Source organism: Sulfitobacter sp. SK025 (assembly GCF_003352105.1).
Taxonomy (GTDB): Bacteria; Pseudomonadota; Alphaproteobacteria; order Rhodobacterales; family Rhodobacteraceae; genus Sulfitobacter; species Sulfitobacter pontiacus.
Genome location: NZ_CP025808.1, coordinates 1,862,567 through 1,885,932, shown reverse-complemented (window position 1 = coordinate 1,885,932; position 23,366 = coordinate 1,862,567). Strand labels below are relative to the sequence as shown.

The 23,366-nt window shown below is 61.0% G+C and carries 19 protein-coding genes and 2 tRNA genes; 3 read left to right on the top strand and 18 right to left on the bottom strand.

The features are described from left to right. The 5 genes from C1J04_RS09175 to C1J04_RS09155 form a co-directional block, all read right to left on the bottom strand. Window positions 1-1,413 (bottom strand): amidase, encoded by a 1,413-nt coding sequence (locus C1J04_RS09175; protein WP_009826943.1) that lies wholly within the window; start codon window positions 1,411-1,413, stop codon window positions 1-3. 116 nt (window positions 1,414-1,529) lie between these two features. Then, window positions 1,530-2,654, bottom strand: a complete 1,125-nt coding sequence (prfB, locus tag C1J04_RS09170) for a peptide chain release factor 2 (protein WP_009826942.1) — start codon at window positions 2,652-2,654, stop codon at window positions 1,530-1,532. 102 nt (window positions 2,655-2,756) lie between these two features. Then, window positions 2,757-5,309 (bottom strand): penicillin-binding protein 1A, encoded by a 2,553-nt coding sequence (locus C1J04_RS09165; RefSeq protein WP_114865347.1) that lies wholly within the window; start codon window positions 5,307-5,309, stop codon window positions 2,757-2,759. Between the two features lie 128 nt (window positions 5,310-5,437). Beyond that, window positions 5,438-6,652, bottom strand: coding sequence for an N-acetylmuramoyl-L-alanine amidase (locus tag C1J04_RS09160; protein WP_009826940.1), 1,215 nt, complete (start codon window positions 6,650-6,652; stop codon window positions 5,438-5,440). A gap of 68 nt (window positions 6,653-6,720) precedes the next feature. Next, window positions 6,721-7,863 carry a pyridoxal phosphate-dependent aminotransferase gene (locus tag C1J04_RS09155; RefSeq protein ID WP_037954414.1) on the bottom strand — a complete coding sequence of 381 codons (1,143 nt, stop codon included), beginning with the start codon at window positions 7,861-7,863 and terminating at the stop codon, window positions 6,721-6,723. A gap of 139 nt (window positions 7,864-8,002) precedes the next feature. Between C1J04_RS09155 and C1J04_RS09150 the strand changes: the two genes are divergently transcribed. After that, entirely contained in the window at window positions 8,003-8,746 is a 744-nt protein-coding gene (locus C1J04_RS09150) for a DsbA family protein (RefSeq protein ID WP_009826938.1), read from the top strand. 1 nt (window position 8,747) lies between these two features. Then, window positions 8,748-9,230, top strand: a complete 483-nt coding sequence (locus C1J04_RS09145; protein WP_037954412.1) for a hypothetical protein — start codon at window positions 8,748-8,750, stop codon at window positions 9,228-9,230. A gap of 3 nt (window positions 9,231-9,233) precedes the next feature. On the opposite strand, the gene C1J04_RS09140 is transcribed toward C1J04_RS09145, so the two are convergent. The 5 genes from C1J04_RS09140 to hemA all read right to left on the bottom strand — a co-directional run bounded on the left by C1J04_RS09140 (window position 9,234) and on the right by hemA (window position 14,802). Next, entirely contained in the window at window positions 9,234-9,773 is a 540-nt protein-coding gene (locus tag C1J04_RS09140) for a GIY-YIG nuclease family protein (protein ID WP_009826936.1), read from the bottom strand. After that, window positions 9,770-10,924, bottom strand: a complete 1,155-nt coding sequence (locus tag C1J04_RS09135) for a DNA cytosine methyltransferase (protein WP_009826935.1) — start codon at window positions 10,922-10,924, stop codon at window positions 9,770-9,772. The genes C1J04_RS09140 and C1J04_RS09135 overlap by 4 nt, the downstream gene beginning before the upstream one ends. Window positions 10,925-10,984: 60 nt before the next feature. Continuing rightward, complete coding sequence (gene ispG, locus C1J04_RS09130; protein WP_037954409.1) at window positions 10,985-12,118, bottom strand: flavodoxin-dependent (E)-4-hydroxy-3-methylbut-2-enyl-diphosphate synthase; 1,134 nt, start codon at window positions 12,116-12,118, stop codon at window positions 10,985-10,987. A gap of 98 nt (window positions 12,119-12,216) precedes the next feature. Continuing rightward, on the bottom strand, window positions 12,217-13,461 hold the full coding sequence (locus tag C1J04_RS09125; RefSeq protein ID WP_009826933.1) for a helix-turn-helix domain-containing protein: 1,245 nt from the start codon (window positions 13,459-13,461) through the stop codon (window positions 12,217-12,219). A 117-nt stretch (window positions 13,462-13,578) separates the two neighbouring features. Beyond that, window positions 13,579-14,802 (bottom strand): 5-aminolevulinate synthase, encoded by a 1,224-nt coding sequence (gene hemA / locus C1J04_RS09120; protein ID WP_037944163.1) that lies wholly within the window; start codon window positions 14,800-14,802, stop codon window positions 13,579-13,581. Window positions 14,803-15,139: 337 nt separating this feature from the next. Between hemA and C1J04_RS09115 the strand changes: the two genes are divergently transcribed. Continuing rightward, window positions 15,140-16,516, top strand: a complete 1,377-nt coding sequence (locus C1J04_RS09115) for a M20/M25/M40 family metallo-hydrolase (RefSeq protein WP_009826931.1) — start codon at window positions 15,140-15,142, stop codon at window positions 16,514-16,516. 74 nt (window positions 16,517-16,590) lie between these two features. Here C1J04_RS09115 and C1J04_RS09110 read toward each other — a convergent pair. The 8 genes from C1J04_RS09110 to C1J04_RS09075 all read right to left on the bottom strand — a co-directional run bounded on the left by C1J04_RS09110 (window position 16,591) and on the right by C1J04_RS09075 (window position 23,141). After that, window positions 16,591-16,667 (bottom strand) — tRNA-Asp (locus C1J04_RS09110). Window positions 16,668-16,883: 216 nt separating this feature from the next. Next, window positions 16,884-16,960, bottom strand: a tRNA-Asp gene (locus C1J04_RS09105). Between the two features lie 186 nt (window positions 16,961-17,146). Beyond that, window positions 17,147-17,506, bottom strand: coding sequence for a Na+/H+ antiporter subunit G (locus C1J04_RS09100; protein ID WP_005853264.1), 360 nt, complete (start codon window positions 17,504-17,506; stop codon window positions 17,147-17,149). Next, entirely contained in the window at window positions 17,499-17,768 is a 270-nt protein-coding gene (locus C1J04_RS09095; RefSeq protein WP_005853262.1) for a K+/H+ antiporter subunit F, read from the bottom strand. The genes C1J04_RS09100 and C1J04_RS09095 overlap by 8 nt, the downstream gene beginning before the upstream one ends. Further along, window positions 17,765-18,256 carry a Na+/H+ antiporter subunit E gene (locus tag C1J04_RS09090; protein WP_037944161.1) on the bottom strand — a complete coding sequence of 164 codons (492 nt, stop codon included), beginning with the start codon at window positions 18,254-18,256 and terminating at the stop codon, window positions 17,765-17,767. Before C1J04_RS09090 ends, C1J04_RS09095 begins: the two co-directional genes overlap by 4 nt. 1 nt (window position 18,257) lies before the next feature. Beyond that, window positions 18,258-19,904 (bottom strand): monovalent cation/H+ antiporter subunit D, encoded by a 1,647-nt coding sequence (locus tag C1J04_RS09085; protein WP_037954406.1) that lies wholly within the window; start codon window positions 19,902-19,904, stop codon window positions 18,258-18,260. After that, window positions 19,901-20,278 carry a Na+/H+ antiporter subunit C gene (locus tag C1J04_RS09080; RefSeq protein WP_009826928.1) on the bottom strand — a complete coding sequence of 126 codons (378 nt, stop codon included), beginning with the start codon at window positions 20,276-20,278 and terminating at the stop codon, window positions 19,901-19,903. The genes C1J04_RS09085 and C1J04_RS09080 overlap by 4 nt, the downstream gene beginning before the upstream one ends. A 1-nt stretch (window position 20,279) precedes the next feature. After that, window positions 20,280-23,141 carry a monovalent cation/H+ antiporter subunit A gene (locus C1J04_RS09075; protein WP_009826927.1) on the bottom strand — a complete coding sequence of 954 codons (2,862 nt, stop codon included), beginning with the start codon at window positions 23,139-23,141 and terminating at the stop codon, window positions 20,280-20,282. Between the last annotated feature and the right edge of the window lie 225 nt (window positions 23,142-23,366).

Sequence of the window (23,366 nt, the reverse complement as noted above, 5' to 3'; positions counted from 1 at the left end):
CTACGCCAGCGGCGGCGGGCGCATCTGGGGCCACTGCGTTGCCGCGTGCCATTGCTGCGCCAGTTGAAGCAGCGCCGTATCGCTGCCCCGCGGTCCGATCATCTGTAGCCCCGCAGGCAGCCCCTCTGCGCCGAAACCGGCGGGGATATTGACAACCGGCAGCCCCACCAGACCGGCAGGCACCACGACCTGCATCCAGCGGTGATAGGTATCCATGTCCCGTCCGGCGATCTGTGTCGGATGCACCTGATCCACGTCAAAGGGCCAAAGCTGCGCCGAAGGCAGCACCAGCACGTCAACCTCGTCAAACAGCGCGGTGACACGGCGATACCAGTCCGACCGCGTCAGGCTGGCGCGCTGCACCTCCTGCCCCGTGAACCCGAGCCCGCGCTCGATCTCCCATTGGGCGGCGGGCTTGAGCTTGTCGCGGGTTTCCGGATCGCGGTAAAGCGCGCCCAAACCGGCAGCAACGGCAAAAGACCGCAGCGTGGTCCAGCTGTCCCACATCGCGTCTGCGTCAAAGGGGGCTGGCACAGCGGTCACCTGATGCCCCAGTGCGGCCAGTTGATCCAGGGCCGCTTTGCTCACGTCCTCGATCCCGTCTTCATAGGCAAAGGCCCCGCCCCAATCGCCCAGCCACCCGATACGGCGCGCGGGCGACGGGGTGTCCATCTGCGGCAAGCTCGGCGCGGGTGACAGGCCGAGGGGTTGTTTGGGGTCCTCTCCGGTCATCGTGTCCAGTAAGGCCGCCAGATCACGGGGGCAGCGCGCCATCGGGCCTGCCATGCTCAGCTGATGCAGGAACAAATCGCCCTCTGGCTCTGCCGGTACTGTGCCCCAGCTGGGGCGCATGCCGTAGACGTTGTTCCAGCCCGCGGGGTTGCGCAGGCTGCCCATCATGTCGGACCCGTCCGCGATGCTCAGCATCCCCGTCGCCAAGGCAGCCGCCGCCCCGCCCGAAGACCCGCCAGCCGAACGTGTGTGGTCATAGGGGTTCCGCGTCGGGCCATAGACGGGATTAAACGTATGGCTGCCCAAGCCGAATTCAGGCGTGTTGGTTTTACCGATGATGATTGCCCCAGCCGCGCGGATGCGGGCGACAAAGACGCTGTCCTTCTGGGCAATCGTACCGGCAAACAACGGTGATCCCTTGGCTGTTGGCAAGCCCTTGGCATCAGATAAATCCTTGATCGCAATGGGAATACCGTGCAGCCATCCGACCCGAGGTGTGGCATCGGCCCTATCGGCTTCGGCCAGAAGCTCCGCGCGCGGGCGCAGCGCGACGATGGCATTGACCGCGCCGTTCACGGCGTCGATACGCTCTAGCGTGGCCTCCATCAAAGCACGCGCCGTAAGGCTGCCGTTCGCCAAAGCCTCCGCTTGGGCCAAGGCCCCGATGTCTAGTATGTTCATGGCCGAGCCCTCCGTTCGGGGTCATAGAACGGAAGGCGGCAGGGGTATGCAAGAGGCACCGGCAAAACTGCTGCACGAGACAAGGCCACCCGCGCGTCGTTGCCTGATATTTGGCCTTAGCCTTCTTGCGCCTCGGCGCGGGTCTTGCCCGACACGGCAAGCGCCAGCGCGGCGCCCATCAACCCGTCAAGGTCGCCATCCAGCACCCCTTTGGTATCCGAGGTTTCAAAGTTGGTGCGCAGATCTTTGACCATCTGGTACGGCTGCAAGACGTAGGACCGGATCTGGTTGCCCCAACCCGCATCGCCCTTGTTTTCATGGGCTTCGTTGATGGCCGCGTTGCGGCGGTCCAGCTCCATCTGATACAGCCGCGATTTCAGCGCCTTCATCGCGATGTCGCGGTTCTGGTGCTGCGATTTCTCAGAGCTGGTCACGACGATGCCGGTAGGATGGTGCGTGATCCGCACGGCCGAGTCGGTGGTGTTCACGTGCTGACCACCGGCGCCCGAGGACCGATAGGTGTCGATGCGGATGTCGCTGGGGTTGATGTCGATTTCAATGTTGTCGTCCACCACCGGATACACCCAGATAGAGGTAAAGGACGTGTGCCGTTTGGCGGCGCTGTCAAAGGGGCTGATCCGCACCAGACGGTGCACACCGGATTCCGACTTGAGCCAGCCATAGGCATTCGGGCCGCTGATCTTGTAGGTCGCCGATTTGATCCCCGCCTCTTCGCCGGGGCTTTCGGACTGTAGCTCGACCTTATAGCCCTTTTTCTCGGCCCACCGGACATACATGCGCGACAGGATATTGGCCCAGTCACAGCTTTCGGTGCCGCCCGCCCCTGCGTTGATTTCAAGGAAGGTGTCATTCCCGTCGGCCTCGCCGTTCAACAGCGCTTCCAGCTCTTTCTGGGCGGCTGTCTCGGCCAGCTTTTTCAACGCGGTCTCGGCCTCTGCGATGACTTCGTCGTCGCCTTCCATCTCGCCCAATTCGATCAGTTCGATGTTATCGGCCAGCTCTTGTTTGATGCCCTCGTAGGTGGCGATGGAATCGACCAGCGCCTGACGGTCGCGCATCAGTTTTTGCGCAGCATCGGGATCATCCCACAGATTGGGGTCTTCGACACGGGCATTGAATTCTTCCAGACGGTATGGCGCGGTTTCGACGTCCAGACGCTGTGCCAACAGCTCCAGCGATTTGCTGATCTTATCCGCTGTATTTTGTGCATCTGCGCGCATGGTATCCTGCCTTTAAATAGATCGCGGCCCCGAATAGCCGGGGCCGCGTTTCAAATAGACCAGCGCCGCAACTTGGGCAAGCGCTGTAGAATGGGGCCGAGCCTAGTACAACCCACCAGAGTTGATGCTGCCAAAGCTTGCCTTGGGCCCGACACGCGCCTTCTTGCCGGTAGAGGTTGTGACCTCGCGCGCGCCGCCGCCGGCTTCCTCGACCAGAGGCAGATCCGCACCCATCGCAAAGCCGCCATCAAAGGTGATCCCGAACAGTGGCTCTTCGCCGTCGCGGAAGTATTCGGCCACAACGTTGGGGCCTGCGGCGCTGTCAGACAGACGCGCACCGGTGAAGCGGTCGATCTTGATGAAGTGACCGCCGGGGGGCACTTCGAAGGGGCCGCCGCCGTATTTCTTGATCGCTTCGCTCATGAACCGCTGGAACACAGGACCACACATCCCCGCCCCATAGGCACGACGCCCCAGCGAGCGCGGATTGTCAAAACCGATATAGCAGCCCGCCACGATGTTGCTTGAGAAGCCGACGAACCAGACGTCTTTGGCATCGTTGGTGGTGCCGGTCTTGCCCGCGATTGGCACGGGCAGGTTCACCGCCCCACGCGCCGTACCGCGATCCACGACGCCCTTCATCATCGATGTCAGCTGATAGGCCGTGATCGGGTCCATCACCCGTTCGCGGTTAGAGATGATGCGCGGCCCCACACCGGGGGCCAGCGTTTCAAGCTGGCAATCGTTACAGATCCGCTGATCATGTTTGTAGACAGTGCGGCCGTAGCGGTCCTGCACACGGTCCACCAGCGTCGGCTGCACTCGCTCGCCGCCATTGGCGAACATCGCATAGGCCGACACCATCTGGTAAAGCGTCGTTTCCTGCGAACCAAGCGCGTTGGCAAGCACTGGCGACAGGTTGTCATAGACCCCGAACCGTTCGGCATAGTTGCCAACGGTGTTCATCCCGACCTCTTGCGCCAGACGGATGGTCATGAGGTTCCGCGACTGTTCGATACCCGTCCGCAGCGGCGTCGGCCCGTAGAACTTGTTCGACGAGTTTCGCGGCCGCCACATGCCTTGGGGTGTGTTGATCTCGATCGGGGCGTCTACAACGATGGTCGCAGGGGTATAGCCGCTGTCCAATGCCGCAGCATAGACAAAGGGCTTGAAGCTCGACCCCGGCTGGCGTTTCGCCTGCGTCGCACGGTTGAACACCGACGCCTGATAGGAGAACCCGCCCTGCATCGCGATCACGCGCCCTGTGTTCACGTCCATCGCGACAAAGCCGCCCTGCACTTCCGGAATCTGACGCAAAGTCCAGCGGATGAACGACCCGTCACTATCCGCCGTCATGCGGCGCACCAGCACCACGTCGCCGACCTCAAGCAGGTCAGCGGGCACCTGGGCACGGTTGCCGAGCTTGCCATTCTCAAGACGTTTGCGCGCCCACTGGACATCCTTGGCGGGGATGAAATGACCGTCTGCGTCCTCGTCCACGCCTTCGATCCCGATGCGGGCGGCGTCATTGGTCAGGCTCAGCACCACGGCGGGATACCACGGGTTTTCCAGATCGACGTCGCGGGGCACGCGGGTGTCAGACAGGGCTTCGCGCCAATCCGCCTCGGTGGTCAGCTTTTCGGGCGCGATCTTCTTGCCGGTGCCGCGGTAGATACCGATGCCGCGGTCATATTCCTCAAGCTGCTGCTGCAAGGATTGTGCGGCAATGGGCTGCATCTCGTTGTCGATGGTGGCACGGACGGTCAGACCGCCGGTAAAGAATTCGCCCTCGCCAAAGTTCTCGGACAGTTGGCGGCGGATTTCATCGGTAAAGTAATCGCGTGGCGGCAGTTCGGCCTTGAAGCTTTCAAAGTCTCCGTTCTGCACCGACCGTAACGGCTGTGCTACCTCGGTCTCGTAGACGGCGGGGGTGATATAGCCGTTTTCCTTCATCTCGCGCAGCACGAAGTTCCGGCGTGCCAGCAACCGGTCCTTGCGGCGCACGGGGTGATAATCGGACGGCGCTTTGGGCAGCGAGGCAAGGAACGCAGCCTCGTGTGGGGCGAGTTCCCCCAATGTCTTGTTGAAATAGGTCTGCGACGCGGCGGCCACACCGTAGGAGTTCTGGCCCAAGAAGATCTCGTTCAGATAAAGTTCAAGGATCTTTTCCTTGGGCAGCGTTTCCTCAAGCCGTGCGGCGAGGATGATTTCCTTGATCTTCCGTTCAGCCCGACGGTCGCCGGACAGAAGAAAGTTCTTCATCACCTGCTGCGTGATGGTCGATGCACCGCGCACGTCCTTGCCCCTTGTGCGCACCGCATCTATGGCCGCCGCCCCGATGCCGCGCAGGTCATAGCCTTCGTGAGTATAAAAGTTCTTGTCCTCGGCCGAGATGAAGGCCTGTTTGATCAGCGGCGGGATCGTGTTGGCCGGCGCGAACAGGCGGCGTTCCTTGGCGAATTCGTCGATCAACCGCCCCTGCCCTGAATAAATCCGGCTGATCGTCGGGGGCGTGTATTGCGCAAGGGATTCGTGGCTGGGCAGATCGCGGCCATACATCCAGAACACCGCGCCGATGGTCAGCGCGACCATACCGATGCTCATGGTGAGGGTGGTAAAAATACCCCCGAAGAAAGACAGGATCAAACGAAACACGGCTGGCAGTTCCTTGCAAGGAGGGTTGGTGACCCGTCTATACGCAACCCTGCGGGAATCGTCAAAACACGATGCAGTGGCCCTGTGCGGTAACCCGCGCAACACCTAGAGGGGCGTTCGGGTGCGGTTTATTGGCGAATCAAGGGCTTGAGCGCGGCATCCGCGTCGCGCCATTTGGCGATGGAATCCGCAATCGCCGACACCATGACCGCCCGCCAGATCGGGTCTCGCAGATTGGCAAGATCACGCTTCGAGCTGAGGAAGCCGATTTCGATCAGGACAGACGGGATGTCAGCCGATTTCAACACCGAAAAGCCCGCGTTGCGCAGCGGGTGGCGATTCATCGGACCGCCGGCGGCTTTCATGCCTTCAACCAGCACTTTAGCGGCGGCAACCGACCGTGGCTCTGTCTCTTGGCGGGCAAGATCAAGCAGCACGCTGGCGACCTCGTCATCCGATCCGGTCAGGTCGGCCCCTGCGATAATATCGGCGCGGTTGTGGCGTGCCGCCAGATGGTCGGTGGCAGTATCGCTGGCGTCGTCCGACAGCGTATAGACCGTCGCCCCCTTTGCGCCGCCGTGCTGCAAACTGTCCGCATGGAGCGAGATAAACAGATCGCCTTCGGCCTGATGCGCAATGGCGACGCGGGTTTCAAGCGCGACGAAATGATCCGTGTCGCGCGTCATCACCACATCGATCCCGTCGCGGACCAATGTGTCGCGCAGGGCTTGGGCAAAGGACAGCATCAGGTCTTTTTCCAGAATACCATCTGTCTCTGCCCCCGGATCAACGCCCCCGTGACCGGGGTCCAGCACCACGCGAAACGGCACCTCTTTCAGGTCGGCAACCGCCTTGGGCGGTGCGGCCAGCGCCATGGTCCACGCCGGATCAACGGGCGCACCGGCGGCGGCGGCAAATTCCTCGGGGCTGGCGGATGTCAACGCGATCTCAAGCGTGGCGTGACCGGACCCCTTGTTGACCGGCATCCCGATCTCGCGCGGAATCATCGGTTCGGCCAGATCTGCGACAAGCCGCGACCAACCGGGCTGGAACGGGCCAAAGCGCAGACCGGTAATCCGTCCGGGTTCAGGCAGCAGGTCTTTGGTGTTCACACCGCTCCAGTCGGCCTCGCGGAAATCGACCACCAGCCGCGCCGGATCATCCAGCAAGAACACCCGAAACGGCACCCCTTGGCTCAGCCCAAGCGTCAGCGTCGTGCCCCCGAACCAGCCATCCGAGATGGCGCTTTTGGCAGGGTCCACCCGCGCCAGCGCGGTCAGATCCTGCGCGGACGCTGGCAAGGACAGCGCGCAAACCGTTGCGATAATGGGAAGAATACGCATGCCTGTCACCGTTCTGCTCGGGGTGGTTGCGGCAGGTATAGCACCCCGCCGCGACCCGAGCCAGCCTTTCAGCGGGCCGCCATATAGGTCTTGAGCCGCCCCAGCCCTTCGGCAATATCCTGGGTGCTGCGCGCATAGGAAAACCGCAGCCAGTGATGCCCGCGCACCGGATCGAAATCGAGCCCCGGGGTCACGGCCACACCCGCCTTGTCCAGAATATCCCGCGCCAATGCGCGGCTGTCATCCGTCAGCTCGGACACATCGGCGTAGACATAGAAGGCCCCGTCGGGGGGCGCGAAACGGGTGAAGCCCGCCTCGCGCAGGCCGGTGATCATCATCGCGCGGTTGGCGCGGTAGACATCCATATTCGCCTCAAGCTCATCGGTGCAATCCATAGCGGCAAGCGCGGCGACCTGACTGGCGTGGGGGGCGCAGATGAACATGTTTTGCGCGATCCGTTCGACCACGCGCACGTGATCCTCTGGCACAACCATCCAGCCGACACGCCAACCGGTCATAGAGAAATACTTGGAAAACGAATTGATGACATAGACATCATCGGTGATCTCAAGCGCGGTCACGGCCTTTTTCTCGTATTCGATGCCGTGGTAAATCTCGTCCGAGATAAAAGATGCCCCCTGCGCTTGCGTCGCGTCGATCAGCGCGGACATGGCAGCGTGATCCAGCATCGTGCCCGTCGGGTTGCCCGGAGACGCGACCAGCAACCCCTGCAGGTCCATGCCCGCGAAATCCGCAGACACCGGCTGCAGGCGGTTGTCAAGCGAGGTGGGCAGATCGACGGGGGCAAGGCCCAGCGCCTTGAGGATCTGGCGGTAGCTGGGATACCCCGGTGCCCCGATGCCCACACGGTCCCCGGTGTCAAAGAGCGAGGTAAACGTCAGGATGAACCCGCCCGAAGAGCCAGAGGTGATGACCACGCGGTTCGGGTCCAGATCGACATTGTACCATTCCCCGTACATCCGCGCGATCCGCTGGCGCAGCGCAGGCAACCCCAATGCGACGGTATAACCAAGCGCGCCCTGCTCCATCGCGGCGGTCAATGCGGTGCTGGCCCCTTTGGGCGCACCCGTGCCGGGTTGGCCGACCTCCATATGAATGATGTGGCGGCCCTCCGCCTCGGCGGCGGCGGCGGCCTGCATCACATCCATCACGATAAAGGGATCGACCTGAGATCGGGTTGAAATACGCATGGGCTTGATCCTACTGTTGAGCCCGGACCTTTCACCGCACCCCGCCGGTGCCGTCAACCCTTGTGCGCGCTGGCAAAATCGCGCACCACCCTTGCAACCGGTGCCTGCACCCCTGCGTAACAACAAGCGAGTGACCCTGATGAAAAAGCTGATCGCCCCCGCCCTAGTGGCCCTTTCCCTGACAGCCCCCGCCCATGCGATGGACCTGACCGAACTGACCGATGCCGAACGCGCGCAATTCCGCGCCGAGGTCCGCGCCTATCTGATGGAAAACCCCGAAGTGATCATGGAAGCGGTGAACCAGTTGCAGGCCCGTCAGGCCGAAGCACAGGCGCAGGCGGATTTCACGCTGGTGTCCGACAATGCGGCTGCGATCTTCGACGACGGCTATTCCTATGTCGGTGGCAATCCCGAAGGCGACATGACCATCGTAGAGTTTATGGACTACCGCTGCGGCTACTGCAAAAAAGCGTTCTCCGAGGTTGAAAAACTGGTCAATGGCGACGGCAACATCCGCTTTATCGTGAAAGAACTGCCGATTCTGGGCGAACAATCCATGGTCGCCTCGCGCTTTGCCATCGCAACCAAGATCGTTGCGGGGGACGAGGCCTATAAATCCGTGCATGATGCCTTGATGAGCTTTAACGGCGACATCACCCCGACGTCGCTGGGACGCTTGGCCAGCAGCTTCGATCTGGATGCCGAGGCCATTCAGGAAAAGATGGACAGTGCCGAAGTCACCGCCGAGATCGAAAAGACCCGCGCGCTGGCACAGACGCTGCAGATTTCCGGCACACCGACCTTTGTGATGCAGGACGAACTGCTGCGCGGCTATCTGCCTTACGACCAGATGAAAGCCATTCTGGAAGAAAAACGCGGTTAAGATGCGACTGGCATTAGCTTGTTGCGTGGCGGCCTTCCCGGTGGCCGCGCAGACCGACTTTGGCGCGTTGACCCATGCAGAACGGCGCGCCTTGGGGGAAGAAGTGCGGGCGTTGCTTCTGGCAGAGCCGGAGCTTGCAGCACCCGCTGTGGCCCCCCGCAACTATGCTGCCGAAGCCTATCAAGAGAAGGCGCAGGCGGATCTCGCGCTTATCGCATCCCTGACAGATCAAGTATTGGCCGGAGCGCCGATTGCGTTGTTTACCGGCGACGACTGCGCAGACTGTGACGGTGCGCTGGCGGAATTGGAAGCAATAACAGATGCATATGGCATCATCTTCACGCATCACATGATGTCCGATCCTGCCAGCGCCGCCCTTGCGGCACAGCTTGGCATGACCGATCCTCCCTTCTACGTGATGGCAGACCGCATCTTGCGTGGCCACATGCCCGACATCGTGCTGCGGCGGTATCTGGCCCCGTAGCGCTTAAAGAAACCGCTGATGATAGCGCACCATGCGTTTGAAATGCGCATCAAGCGACCGCTTGAGATGCGGGGCCTCTTTCACGTTGAGGATATAATCGACCAGCAAGTCATACTGTTTGATCTGGCGCGGCAGCCGGTTTGACGGGGTCAACCGCGACTGTCGTTCCTCTTCGTCGATGACCTGCACCACTTGCTTTTCCGGCCAGTCGAACAGCGGCGCATCCGCCACCATCGCCTTGCCGTTCATCAGCGGCAATTCAGCGTCGTAATGGGCAAAGATCGCGCGTTCCAGCGGTTCGACCTCTGCCTTCGTCGACACCGGCCAGGCCCAGACAAAGGCGATCTCCCACACGTCGATCTGACGGTTGGCAATCACGTCGGACCGCGCCGATGTCAGATGCCGGCGCACCCGCGTGCGGATTCCATCGACCGACTGACCCACATAAATCGGATTGCCGTCCAGATCACAAAGCGCATAGACGCCGATCTGATTGGTCAGCGCCGCCAGTGCCTTGCCCCGAAACGCCTGCGCCGCGTTCACGCGACTGCCCCCAGTGACTGACGCTCAAGTAGGGGCGCGAACAACACCTCGTCAAGATAGCGCACGACAGGCACGGCGACCCCATCCCCCGCCACGCGGTAGGCGTTGTTGTAGGTGTCGGGCATCTTGTAGCTGTCCGGCAACCCCATCAGCCGCGCCACCTCGCGCGAGGAGACAAGCCGGGCCTTGGTCTGGTTGCCCTTGATAAACATCAGGATCTGCCGTGAGGACCCGCCCGCAGGGGTCCGCAAGCAGCCCGCAATCCCGTCGGTGCGCAGCTCTGCCCGTTGGCGCACATTCCCATCCGCATCGGGGCGCCCGCGTTTATAGATCGTGCCCACCACGGTGCGCCCCGCCTTGCGCGCCACGCGCAACCGTTCAAGGCTGGGGGGCGACATCAGCGTCAGCAGACGGTCGGTATCCGCAGCGCTAAACCACGGCATGGTGGCACGCCGTTCAAGCACACGCTCAAGCACCTGTTCGTCGGCGGGGGCATCCCCCAGCTTCCACCAGACCCAGTTCGACCGCACAGGACGCGACGCAGAGGCCAGGAACTTCTGCAACTTCTTGCCGTGAAAGACATGGGACGGTTTTGGCACCGTCAGCCCCGAGATATCGATATCCTCGCGCACGCACACAACGAACAGGCGCGGCCGGCTTTGCGGCAGGAACCGCCGCGCGTCGATCTCGAGCGCGCCGACCTTATAGCCAAGCCGCACAAAGGTCGCGAGTACGGTGTTCATATCCGCCCCACCATTGCGCGACACCAACCCGACGACGTTTTCAAAGGCGATGATACGCGGCGCAAAGCCTGCTTTTATGGCCGTGGCGATCTTGTCGGCCCAATGGGCAAAGACACCGCTGCGCGCGCCGCCCAGGCCCCGCCCCTTGCCCGCAAGGCTGAAATCCTGACAAGGGCTCGACGCCCAATACATATCGATCTGACGCGCCAGCAGGTCATCGGGCATGGCCGCGATATCGCCCTGATGCAATGCCGCCTGCCCCCAATTCTGGGCATAGACCTTGCATTTCATCGCATCGATATCATTGGCCAGCACGCAATCCCACCGGTCCTGCAAGGCCGCGCGCACCATGCCACCACCGCAGAAAAACTCGGCGTATGTCGGGGTCTTGGCGGCGTGATCAGGCATATCTATTGATATGGAATACGCAAATATCTGTCGATGGCAAATGCGCCGCTTGGGGCAAAGTCACTCGGCTGCTTGCTCTGCCGCTTGGGTCTCCGCTTCGATGGCGGCGGCGCGAGCTTCAACCTGTTCGACGATGTGATCGATCATCGCGTCATTGCCCAGCTTGTGGCTTTGTTTGCCCGCAAGATAGACCATGCCCGCCCCGTTGCCCCCGCCGGTAAAGCCCACATCCGTCATCAGCGCCTCACCGGGGCCATTGACGACGCAACCGATGATGCTCAGGCTCATCGGGGTTTTGATATGCTCCAACCGTTGTTCCAGCGCCTCGACGGTCTTGATCACGTCAAAGCCCTGCCGCGCGCAGCTGGGACAGCTGATGATGTTCACACCGCGGTGACGCAGGCCAAGGGATTTCAGGATCTCGTAGCCAACCTTGACCTCTTCCACGGGGTCCGCAGACAGGGACACTCGGATCGTGTCACCGATACCCATCCACAATAGATTGCCCAGGCCAATGGCCGATTTGATCGTGCCAGAGGTCAGCCCCCCCGCCTCGGTGATGCCAAGGTGGATCGGCGCATCCGTCGCCTCGGCCAACTGCTGGTAGGCCGCGGCGGCCATAAAGACGTCAGAGGCTTTGCAGCTGATCTTGAATTCGTGGAAATCATTGTCTTGCAGGATCTTGATGTGGTCCATCCCGCTTTCGACCATCGCATCGGGGCATGGCTCGCCGTATTTCTCAAGCAGGTGGCGTTCCAGCGACCCTGCGTTGACGCCGATGCGGATCGAACAATTATTGTCCCGCGCGGCCTTGATCACCTCTTTGACGCGCTTTTCGTCGCCGATATTGCCGGGGTTGATCCGCAGACAGGCGGCCCCCGCCTCGGCGGCTTCGATTCCGCGTTTGTAGTGGAAATGGATATCCGCCACGATCGGCACCGATACCTCGCGCACGATCTCTTTCAGCGCCTTGGAGCTTTCGACATCCGGCACCGACACACGCACGATATCGGCCCCCACATCGGCAGCAGCCTGAATCTGCGCAATCGTCGCTTTGACATCCGTCGTCAGCGTGTTCGTCATCGTCTGCACCGTGATCGGCGCATCGCCCCCGACCGGCACATTCCCCACCATGATCTGACGGGACTTCCGGCGGTAAATGTTGCGCCACGGGCGAATGTGATTGAGGGACATGCAAAGCTACCTTTGGCAATGAAACAGTCGAAGGGTCTGTCAGGTTCGGTTCGCCCTACACCTATTCAGCCCGTCGCGTTGTTGCAATGGTATCCGGCTTATTCCGTCGGCGAAGTCGCCGCATTCTTCAGCTCGGCCACCATTGTCGCGAGCGCGGAATTCTCTTCCAGTACGGCTGGCTCGTAAAGCTCCGCCAGCGCCTGACGGTGCAGCGGCAGGTTCGACGTCACAGCCCCACGATCGCCAACAGGCCCGAAGTATTGTCCGTCCATCGCGAAATACAGCGCGCCGGATTCGCCGGTGCGCAGCGTCGGGGGTTCTTCGGTGGCGGGGATATCCCAGCTGTCGCCCTTGTTCATGATGCCTTCAAAGATAACCTTGCCATCTGCGGCGCGTACACGCACCCAGGATGGATAGGCTGCAACCATACGCAACTGCGGCGCGGGCCCTTCGACCACCTGCGGCACGGCACCCGGCAGTACCTCGGGCGTATCCCGTTGGACCACGGTATTCTCTGCGGTGCGCAGCGCATCCCCGACGGAAGGCGAAGGCGAGGTCGAGGCAAAGCTACCGATACTGCGCGGATCAATCGAGGAAATCGGCGCATCCCGCGCGACCAGAACAGGCACATCCAGTGCGGCAGGGCGATAAAGCCGGTCCAGCGCGTCGGAACGTGGCACAGCCATCGCGGTCGGCGCATCGGGGTCTTCTGTCGTTTCGGGGGCGGAGGCAAGCGCGCCTTGAAGCGGATCAAGGTCAGACAGCACAACAGGCGTTTCATCCACCGGAGAGACCTGCACGCGCTGCACTTCTTGCAGAACGCTCCACCCGCCATAGCCAATCCCGCCGATCAAAGCGACGAGCACCAGTAGCGAACCCAAAGCACCGGGCTCTATGCGCGCCAGAAGGGAATCACCGACGGGGGTGAAGGGCGTCGCAGGGCGGGCAAAAATATCGCTCTCGCCATTGCGGGTCATACGCTCTTCGCGGGTCGGTTTTTTGACGACGGACGCTTTGGAGGACATGCCATGCGCCACGGCAAAACCGGATTCAGCACAGAAGGCTGCGAACGCCTTGTCCGGGTCCATGTTCAGATAGCGCGCATAAGACCGCACGTAACCGGCAATAAATCCAGGTGTATCAAAGGCTTCCGGGTCGGCGTTTTCGATCGCGGCAATGTAGGAGGCTTTGATCCGAAGCTCGCGTTGGACATCCAGCAGCGACTTACCAAGCGTAGCGCGCTCACCGCGCATCAGGTCACCAAGGCGCAAGTCGAACGCGTCGAAACCTTTGGCTTCAACTTGCTCGTTATCTGCCGACTTGGAAGACCACCGCCCAATCATAAAAATGTCCCGTAGCTATGCCCGCTGCCCTTAATCGAAACAACATGTTGATTCGAGATTAAGCTTTTCTTTCGATATCGGTAGCATAAATCAACGGACTATACGAAATATTCGGGGTCACCCCGCCATTTCGGCACGATTCAGCGCACAATGGGACCACAAAGCGTCCATCGCGTGGACCAGCCCTTCGATTTCCAACGGGCCATGTACGGGCGACGGGGTAAAGCGCAAACGCTCTGTCCCGCGGGGCACGGTGGGGAAGTTGATCGGCTGCACATAGATACCGTGATCCTCCAGCAGGCGATCCGACAAAATCTTGGTATGTACGGGGTTTCCGACAATCACAGGGACGATATGGCTGCCGTGATCAATGATAGGCAGACCCAAGCCCTTGAGCCGCAGTTTCAGCACTTTGGCCTGCTGCTGGTGCTTCTCGCGCAGTTCGGGCGCGGTCTTGAGGTAGGCGACCGAGGCCGCAGCACCGGCGGCAACCGCTGGCGGCAGGGACGTGGTAAAGATGAAACCCGGCGCGTAAGACCGGATGGCGTCGCACATCTTGGCCGAGGCGGCGATATAGCCCCCCATCACGCCGTAGGCCTTGGCAAGCGTTCCGTTGATGATATCCAGCCGGTGCATCAGGCGATCACGCTCGGCGACCCCTGCCCCACGCGGGCCATACATCCCCACGGCGTGGACCTCGTCGATATAGGTCAGCGCGCCGAATTCATCGGCAATGTCGCAAATCGCCTCGATCGGGCCGAAATCGCCATCCATCGAGTAAATCGATTCAAAGGCGATCAGCTTGGGTGCGGCGGGATCATCAGCGGCCATAAGCGCACGCAGGTGGTCCACGTCGTTATGCCGGAAGATACGCTTGGCCCCGCCATTGCGGCGGACCCCTTCGATCATCGACGCGTGGTTCAGCTCGTCGGAATAGATGATCAGGCCGGGAAACAACTTGGGCAGCGTGCTGAGCGTCGCGTCATTGGCGATATAGGCACTGGTGAACAGCAAGGCGGCTTCCTTGCCGTGCAGGTCCGACAGCTCTTCCTCGAGACGTTTGTGGTAAATCGTGGTGCCCGAGATATTGCGCGTCCCGCCCGACCCTGCACCCGTCGCATCAAGTGCTTCGTGCATCGCGGCCAGAACGACAGGGTTTTGCCCCATCCCGAGGTAATCATTCCCGCACCAGACGGTGATATTCTTCTCTTGCCCGTCGGGTTGGGTCCAGACAGCGTGGGGGAATTGACCATTGCGGCGTTCAATGTCGATGAAGGTGCGGTAGCGACCTTCCTCGTGCAGCCGGTCAATCGCCTGATCAAGCTGTTTGGTATAGTCCATTGCGCCTTGCTCCTTCGTCGGTGGCGGGACCAGCAAAGGCAACCGGATCATTCGCCATATTCGTGCTTTAGAATGAATATAGTTTAGAGCCATTCAATTCAATGCCTTAATAGGAACCGATTGTCGCAGGTGCCGGCCCGGGGCGCATCGCATCGCGCTCGGGTGTCGCGCATCGGAAACCTGCACGCTGTCCCGCTTGCGTCAAAGGCCTGATTCTCAAGCGATTCTCACGCGGTATGGCGCGCAAGCTGCGGCCAGCTCGGGCGGACCACTGGACACGGCCAAGCGCGCTGATACGGTCGCGGCAATCTTCACCCTGACAGAAAGGTTTACCCCCATGTCCCTATCCGACGTATTGGCACGGATCGATCATGATCTGGATGCGGCCACCGACCGGCTGCTCGATCTGCTGCGCATCCCCTCCATCTCGACTGACCCCGCGTTCAAGGAAGACTGCGACCGCGCCGCCGATTGGCTGGTCGAAGATCTGAACAGCATCGGTATCAAGACCACCAAACGCCCCACCCCCGGTCACCCGATGGTGGTGGGCCATGTAGACGGCCCCGCCGACAAGCCGCATATCCTGTTCTACGGTCACTATGACGTCCAGCCTGTCGATCCGCTGAACCTGTGGCACCGCGATCCCTTTGATCCCGCGGTCGAGGACACGGCAAAAGGCCGTGTGATCCGCGGACGCGGTGCCGCAGATGACAAGGGCCAGCTGATGACCTTTGTCGAGGCACTGCGCGCGTGGAAAGCGGTCAAGGGCGATTTTCCCTGCCGCATGACCTTCTTCTTCGAGGGCGAGGAAGAATCAGGCTCCCCGTCGCTGGTGCCCTTTATGGAAGAGAATGCAGACGAGCTGCGCGCCGATTACGCGATGATCTGCGACACGGGCATGTTCCAGTCCAAGGTGCCGTCGATCGTGACGATGCTGCGCGGCTTGATGGGCGAAGAGGTCACCATCACCGGCCCTGATCTTGACCTGCACTCTGGCATGTACGGCGGCGTGTCGATGAACCCCGCGCGCGTCCTATCCAAGGTCATCGCCTCCCTGCACGATGACACGGGCCGCATCACGGTGCCCGGTTTCTATGACGGCGTACCAGAACTGCCCGACGATATTCAGGCGCAGTGGCAAGGGCTTGCCTTTGATCACGACAGTTTCCTTGGCGATGTGGGCCTGTCGAAACCCGCCGGCGAACAGGACCGCATGCCGATCGAGATGATCTGGTCGCGCCCCACGTGCGAGGTCAACGGCATGTGGAGCGGATACACAGGTGCCGGCTTCAAGACCGTGCTGCCCTCGCAGGCTCACGCCAAGATCAGCTTCCGTCTGGTGGGCACCCAGGCCCCTCATGTCATCCGCGAAAGCTTTCGCAAGATGGTGACAGACATGATGCCCGAGGACTGCGAAGCGACTTTCCACGCCCACGGGTCGAGCCAAGGATCGGTCTTCGAGACCACTGCCCCCGCATTCGAAGATGCCCGCAAAGCGCTGACCGATGAATGGAACGTTCCCGCCGCCTATGTCGGCTGTGGCGGATCGATTCCCATTGCGGGGCATTTCCAGAAAATTCTGGATACCACGCCGGTGCTGATCGGATTCGGCAAAGACGACGACGCCATCCACTCCCCGAACGAGAAATACGACCTCGAAAGCTTCCACAAGGGAATCCGAAGCTGGGCACGTATTCTGGATGCGATGACGTAAGCAAACGGGCGGGCCTAACGGCCCGCTTTTCCCTTTTTAGGACGAGGTAAATCAGAGAACTAAAAAGGGAGAAGTGGCGCGGTTGACGGGGCTCGAACCCGCGACCCCCGGCGTGACAGGCCGGTACTCTAACCAGCTGAGCTACAACCGCGCAGTAAGGGCGGAATAAGATAACCAGCGCAGAGCGTCAAGCGATTAACCGCAGAAAACTACAAAGAATTTTGGAAATTTTCACCACGGCATTTTGCGCATGAATCAGCACCGGAAATCCCCTGCTTGTGGCGGCAATCAGGGGTCTGAACGCACAAGCAAACCACGCCCCGAAGGGCGTGTGCTTGTTATCAAAATATCTGATAAAATGCAGCGGTGGCGCGGTTGACGGGGCTCGAACCCGCGACCCCCGGCGTGACAGGCCGGTACTCTAACCAACTGAGCTACAACCGCCCACTGCGTGCTTCGTCGTTGCCGTCGAAGCGTTTGGTGGTGATAGGGTTTGCTCGCGATGGCGTCAAGCGGGGTTTTGCATGGATCGGCAGGAAAATTGAAATTTTCTTTGATCCGCCGTCAGACGCCCTGCCCGACCTACCTTGCGCCCAAGAAAAAACCCGCGCTTTGGAGCGCGGGCTTGGCTTATTTGTCGGAGTATGTGCCCCAGACGTGATCACTGGGCGCTGGCGGCATGTCCTTGGTCTGATGCAGCCTGTGCAAATTCACCTTGGCGATGAAATTGCCGGTGATGGGGGCTGTGACGAACAAGAACGCCATTACCAGAATCTCGTGCAGGGACCCCGTGCCGGAGACGAAGGAATAGATCATCGCCGCCATCAGCAGCGACCCCACGCCCAGTGTCGAGGCTTTGGTCGGTGCGTGCAGACGGGACATGCAGTTGTCCAGCTTGATCAGACCGATGGAACCGACAAGGGTAAAGAACCCGCCCACGATCAGCAGGGCCGAGATGATGATTTCGGGGATTAGGGGTAGATCACTCAATGATATCACCTCGCAGTACAAAGCGCGCGATGGCCACGGTCGACACAAAGCCAAGCATGGCAAAGATCATCGCACTTTCAAAATAGATGTCGGTGCCCAAACGCATCCCCAGCAGGATGATCAGGGCAATCGCATTCACCACCATCGTATCCAGCGACAGGATACGGTCGCCGGTATTGGGGCCTTTCAACAACCGCAGCATCGCCAGAAGCTGCGAGACCGCGACAGCGACAAAGGCGATGTTCAATGCAATCAGAATCATTCGAAAATCTCCTTCAGGCGACGCTCGTAGCGCTGTTTGATATCGTCACGCACCTCGTCGGGGTTTTCAGCATCCAGCGCATGGACCAGCAAAGCTTTCCCGTCTTCAGACACATCCGCCGACACCGTACCGGGCGTGAGGGTAATTGTCCCCGCCAGCATGGTGATCGCCTCGGGGGTGCGAAGTTCTAGCGGGATGACGACCCAGGCGGGGCGCATGTTCTTGTTGGACTTGAACAGGACGATCATCGCGACCACGACGTTGGCGACCAGAATATCCCACATGACCATGATCAGATAGCCCAGAAGCTTGACCGGTTTCGCGACCGGCGGGCGGTCAGGCCAATAGGCCGCGGTGGCAATCGGGATCAGCAGCCCCAGAATGACACCAAAGACAATGGTGCCAAGCTTGATTTCATTGACCAGCAGACACCAGGCAATCGCGAGGATCGCCGTCAGCATCGGGTGCGGAAGCAGTCGGGACAACATATCAGTGATCCTTTTCTGGTGCGGCGGCATCCTCTGCGCCGTGGTCCTCTGTCGCATCGGCTGATCCCTCGGCATCGCCGTGGTCATCCTCTGCGTGGTGGTCCGTGATCTTTTTACCCGGCGTGGTCAGGACCACCGTAAGATAGCGTTCGGGGTTAAACAGCTGGGCAGCGGTCGCATTCAGCACGCGGGTCATGGGCCCCGCCGCAACGGTCAGTGCGACAAGCAGGGCCAGCAGCCCACCAATGGCCACCATCGGCAAAACGCCCTGTCCCTCGGCAACAACCGGTGCCTCATCACCCTCGGCAGGTTCTGGGGCGGACTGGTGCGCTTTCCAGAAAATCTGGCTCCCCGCGCGGGAGAAACCGACAACCGCGATCAGCGACCCGACAAGGATCACACCCCAGACCCACCACATCAGATCAGCGCTGCGGGCCGCGTCAAGGATCAGCAGTTTGCCCAGAAAGCCCGAGAGCGGCGGCAGACCGGTCATGGCGATCGCCGCGACAAAGAACATACCCGCGACAAGCGCCCCACCTGCCAGCGGCGGCGCATCGACAAAGGACACCTCGGCCGCGCCGCGACGGCTGCGGATCACGTCGATCAGCAAGAACAGCGCTGCGGCGGCAAAGGTGGAATGGATCGCATAATAAAGGGCGGCGGAAATCCCGGCGGGGGTAAAGACCGACACGGCAGCCAGCAGCATGCCCATCGACCCGATCACCGAGAACGCGACCATGCGGTCGGCTCTTTTGGCCCCCAACACGCCCGCCATACCAAGTGCGACGGTCAGCAGCGCGGCAGGCATCAGCCAGACATCAAACAGCCCCTGCGTGATCTCAAGATCGGGGGGGAAAACCAGCGTGTAGAACCGGATGATACAATAGGCCCCGACCTTGGTCATGATCGCGAAGAGCGCCGCCACAGGAGCCGGTGCCTCGCTATAGCTGGCGGGCAGCCAGAAATGCAGCGGCAAGATCGCGGCCTTGACCGCAAAGACCAGCAGCAACAGCACGGCAGCAACGCGGATACCCGCACCATCACCCGCATCCAACGTCGCCACACGCATCGCCAGATCGGCCATGTTCAGCGTGCCTGTCTCGGCATAGATCGTGCCAAGGGCAAAGAGGAACAGGGTCGAGCCCAGCAGGTTATACAGCACATATTGCGTCCCCGCGCGCAGACGCCGTTGCCCGCCCGCGTGGATCATCAACCCGTAAGAGGCGATCAACAACACTTCGAAGAAAACGAACAGGTTGAAGGCGTCGCCGGTCAGGAAGGCCCCCAATATCCCCATAAGCTGGAACTGGAACAGCGGATGGAAATGCCGCCCGCGGGTATCCCAGCCCGACCCGATCGCATAAAGCAGCACCGGCACGGCCAGCACACAGGTCAGCAGGACCATGAGCGTCGACAGACGATCCGCGACCAGCACGATACCGAAAGGTGCCGCCCAGTTGCCAAGCTGGTACAGGCTGACCGTCCCGTCAGAGGCCTGCCAGAACAGCCCAAGCGCCAGTGCCAGCAGTCCCAGCGTGCCCGTAACGGACAGCACCCGTTGGATCAGCAGGTGGTAGCGCGCGGCCAGCACCATGAACGCCGCCAGCATGGCTGGCAGAACGATCGGAAGAATAAGCCAATGGGTCATGCCGGGCCTCCTCCGCGTGGGGAGGGTTCTGCGGTATCGGCTCCGGCCAGCGTGTCGGGTTCGTTGACCAGATCATCGCCCGCGCTGAGGTAGGACCCGACCGCGATCATCACCACCACGGCTGTCATCCCAAAGGAGATCACGATCGCCGTCAGCACCAGCGCTTGGGGCAGCGGATCGGTATAGACCTCGACCCCGTCGCGCAGGATCGGCGGGGCGTTCAACGCCAGCCGCCCCGAGGCGAACAGGAACACATTGACCGCATAGCTGATCAGCGAGGTGCCGATGATCACGGGAAAGGTACGCAGGCGCAGGATCAGATAGACCCCGGCAGCGGTGAGAACGCCAATGGCGGACGCGACTAAAAGCTCCATATCAGGTCTCCGTCTCGGTTTTCGGTTCATCCCGTGACGGGTCGATATCCATAGCATGTTCGCTTTCCTCGATGCCGGCGCGACGGCCCAAGCGCGAGAAACTTTCAAGCGACAGCATCACCGCGCCGACGACGGCGAGGAAGACCCCAAGGTCAAAGCCCATAGCGGTGGCGAGCTCGAATTTCTCCATCGGGGGGATGCGGAAATAGCCAAAGGCAGAGGACAGGAACGGCGCACCGGCAAACCACGCACCAATGCCGGTCAGACCAGCGCAAAGCACCCCTGCCCCGATGATCCCGTGGTAATGATAGCGCTGGCGCTTGTCCGCCCAGGCAAAGCCGCTGGCCATATATTGCATCACGACCGCGATCGCGACCACCAGACCGGCGACAAAACCACCGCCCGGTTCGTTGTGACCGCGCAGGAAGATATAGACACCGACCAGCAGAACGATGGGCATCAACACGCGTGTCAGCACCACCATCATCAGCGGATGCGCATCGCCCGCGCGCTCTTCCTCATAGCCACGGTTCAGCAGACGCGCGCGCACAGGACCGGACATCAGCGCCTCTGTCAGCGCATAGATGACCAGCGCGGCGATCCCCAGAACGATGATCTCGCCAAAGGTGTCGAAGCCACGGAAATCAACGAGGATCACGTTGACCACATTGGTGCCGCCGCCGCCTTTATAGGAATTGGCAAGGTGGTAGTCAGCGATAGAGGCAATCGGGAAATCCGACATCAGGATCGAATAGATCAGGCCCGCTGCCGCCAGCCCTGCCACAACCGATACCACGATATCGCGGCTGCGGTGCAGAGTGGTGCTTTCCTTAGGCGTGCTGTTGGGCAGGAAGTTGAGCGCCAGCAGCAACAGGACAATCGTCACCACCTCGACCGATATCTGCGTGAGCGCCAGATCGGGGGCCGAGAAATAGTTGAACCCGACCGATACCATCAAGCCGATGATTCCCATCAGGATCAGGACCGCCAGACGGTTGCGGTGCACCGTCACGAGGAATCCCGTTGCGATCATCAGCATCAGCCAACCGGCAAAGCCGACGGGCGTGATGGGCAGCATCTCGCGCGCGGGGGCGCCATCGGTGCCTGTAAACCACGCATGCGCCCCGATGGCGACGACGGCGGTCACGAAGACGGCGGCGTAGCGGGTAAAGGACCCGTTGTGCAGACGCTCCGATACCAGCCCCGCAAGGCCCACGGCCGCGGCGATGATACGGTCAAAGATGTCCTTGGCCTCGGGGCGCGGTGTGGCGGCCCAAAGACGCGCCAACGGGCCGAAGGCGGCGAGCAGCAGCAAGCCACCCACCACAGCAATCGCCGACATGCCGAGCGCGGGCACGAAGCCGTGCCACAGCTTGATATGCGCGCTTGGCATCTCGGCGGCAGAGCCGATGACCGCTTGGGTCACGGTGCGCACAAAGGGTTCCGCCAGGAACGGTGCCACACCGATCACGATCACGGGGATGATCAACAAGGCCGGTGAAATCCACAGGCCAAACTCGGGGTCGTGGGGTTTGGCGGGGTAATCGTTCCGCTCTTTGCCCAGAAAGGTATGCGCAATAAACCGGAAGCTATACGCGGCCGAGAAAAGCGCGCCGAGCGTCGCCACTGCCGCCACCAGATAGGGCGAGCCGAACAGCGTGGTGTGCAGCGCCTCTTCCAGCATCATCTCTTTGGACAGGAACCCGTTGAGCAACGGGATACCCGCCATCGACAATGCGGCCAACGTGGCAATCGCGAAGGTGATCGGCATCAGACGGCGCAAGCCCCCCAGTCGGGTCATATCGCGCGTGTGCACCGCGTGATCCACGATGCCCGCGCTCATGAACAAGGCGGCCTTAAAGCTCGCGTGGTTCAGAATGTGGAACACCGCCGCCATCGCGCCAAAGGAGGTGCCCGTGCCCAGCAGGAAGGTGATCAGCCCCAGATGCGACACGGTGGAAAATGCCAGCAGCGCCTTGAGGTCGTTTTTGAAAATCGCGATTAGCGCGCCAAGCACCATCGTGATCAACCCGGCAGAGCAGACCAGCACGATCCAGATTTCAGTACCCGACAGTACCGGCCACATGCGCGCCATCAGGAACAGCCCCGCCTTCACCATCGTGGCAGAGTGCAGATAGGCCGACACCGGCGTCGGGGCCGCCATCGCGTGCGGCAGCCAGAAGTGGAAAGGGAACTGCGCGGATTTGGTGAAGCAGCCCAGCAGGATCAGGATCAGCGCAGGCAGATACAACGGAGACGCTTGGATCAGTTCGCGGTTCTCAAGGATCACGGTCAGGTCATAGCTGCCCACGATCTGCCCAAGCAGCAGCATGCCACCGATCATCGCCAGACCGCCCATCCCCGTCACGGTCAGGGCCATACGCGCGCCTTGACGCCCTTCGGGCAGATGCTTCCAGAACCCGATCAGCAGGAAGGACGACAGCGACGTCAGCTCCCAGAAAATGAGCAACATCAAGATGTTATCCGACAGAACAATCCCGACCATCGCACCTTGGAACAGCAGCAGATAGGTGAAGAACGCGCCCATATTGTCGTCACGCGACAGATAGAACCGCGCATAAAGGATGATCAGCATCCCGATGCCAAGGATCAGACCGGCGAACATCAACCCCAGCGGGTCGAGGAACAGGTTCACGTTCAACCCCAGCTGCGGCAGCCACGAGAGGCTGGCGGTCACGACCTCGCCTGCAAGAACGGCCGGTGCATGTGTCGCAAGGCCGATCGCGGCGCAGGCCGTCACCAGAAAGGTCACCAAAAAGCAGCTTTGACGGCCTGCCTGATACATCAGGCCGGGCAGCAAGGCGCCAAGAAACGGGAGGGCTATAATCAGGAACAAAGACATGGCCGCAACTATGTCATGAGCCACGCCAAAACGACCAGCCCTATTTTCGCAAATTGCGATGGAAAAATACGGATTTATGAGCGCTTCTTATCGCAGCAATTGAACTTTGCCGCGGCGCGATGATCCAATTTAGGTCCATTTCACGAATATGTAAGAGAGCAACCGCATCCGCCGCACAAAAAAATGCGGCAGTCGTCTAACTGCCGCATCACATTTGATAATTCC

Bases quoted from the DNA above. Each gene is read 5' to 3' on its own strand.
- C1J04_RS09080 (WP_009826928.1), bottom strand. From the start codon at position 20,278: ATGGAGCTTTTAGTCGCGTCCGCCATTGGCGTTCTCACCGCTGCCGGG.
- C1J04_RS09135 (WP_009826935.1), bottom strand. From the start codon at position 10,924: ATGCCTGATCACGCCGCCAAGACCCCGACATACGCCGAGTTTTTCTGC.
- hemA (WP_037944163.1), bottom strand. From the start codon at position 14,802: ATGGACTATACCAAACAGCTTGATCAGGCGATTGACCGGCTGCACGAG.
- C1J04_RS09095 (WP_005853262.1), bottom strand. From the start codon at position 17,768: ATGATTCTGATTGCATTGAACATCGCCTTTGTCGCTGTCGCGGTCTCG.
- C1J04_RS09090 (WP_037944161.1), bottom strand. From the start codon at position 18,256: ATGTTGTCCCGACTGCTTCCGCACCCGATGCTGACGGCGATCCTCGCG.
- C1J04_RS09085 (WP_037954406.1), bottom strand. From the start codon at position 19,904: ATGACCCATTGGCTTATTCTTCCGATCGTTCTGCCAGCCATGCTGGCG.
- C1J04_RS09125 (WP_009826933.1), bottom strand. From the start codon at position 13,461: ATGATTGGGCGGTGGTCTTCCAAGTCGGCAGATAACGAGCAAGTTGAA.
- C1J04_RS09150 (WP_009826938.1), top strand. From the start codon at position 8,003: ATGAAAAAGCTGATCGCCCCCGCCCTAGTGGCCCTTTCCCTGACAGCC.
- ispG (WP_037954409.1), bottom strand. From the start codon at position 12,118: ATGTCCCTCAATCACATTCGCCCGTGGCGCAACATTTACCGCCGGAAG.
- C1J04_RS09155 (WP_037954414.1), bottom strand. From the start codon at position 7,863: ATGCGTATTTCAACCCGATCTCAGGTCGATCCCTTTATCGTGATGGAT.
- C1J04_RS09115 (WP_009826931.1), top strand. From the start codon at position 15,140: ATGTCCCTATCCGACGTATTGGCACGGATCGATCATGATCTGGATGCG.
- C1J04_RS09160 (WP_009826940.1), bottom strand. From the start codon at position 6,652: ATGCGTATTCTTCCCATTATCGCAACGGTTTGCGCGCTGTCCTTGCCA.
- prfB (WP_009826942.1), bottom strand. From the start codon at position 2,654: ATGCGCGCAGATGCACAAAATACAGCGGATAAGATCAGCAAATCGCTG.
- C1J04_RS09145 (WP_037954412.1), top strand. From the start codon at position 8,748: ATGCGACTGGCATTAGCTTGTTGCGTGGCGGCCTTCCCGGTGGCCGCG.
- C1J04_RS09075 (WP_009826927.1), bottom strand. From the start codon at position 23,141: ATGTCTTTGTTCCTGATTATAGCCCTCCCGTTTCTTGGCGCCTTGCTG.
- C1J04_RS09175 (WP_009826943.1), bottom strand. From the start codon at position 1,413: ATGAACATACTAGACATCGGGGCCTTGGCCCAAGCGGAGGCTTTGGCG.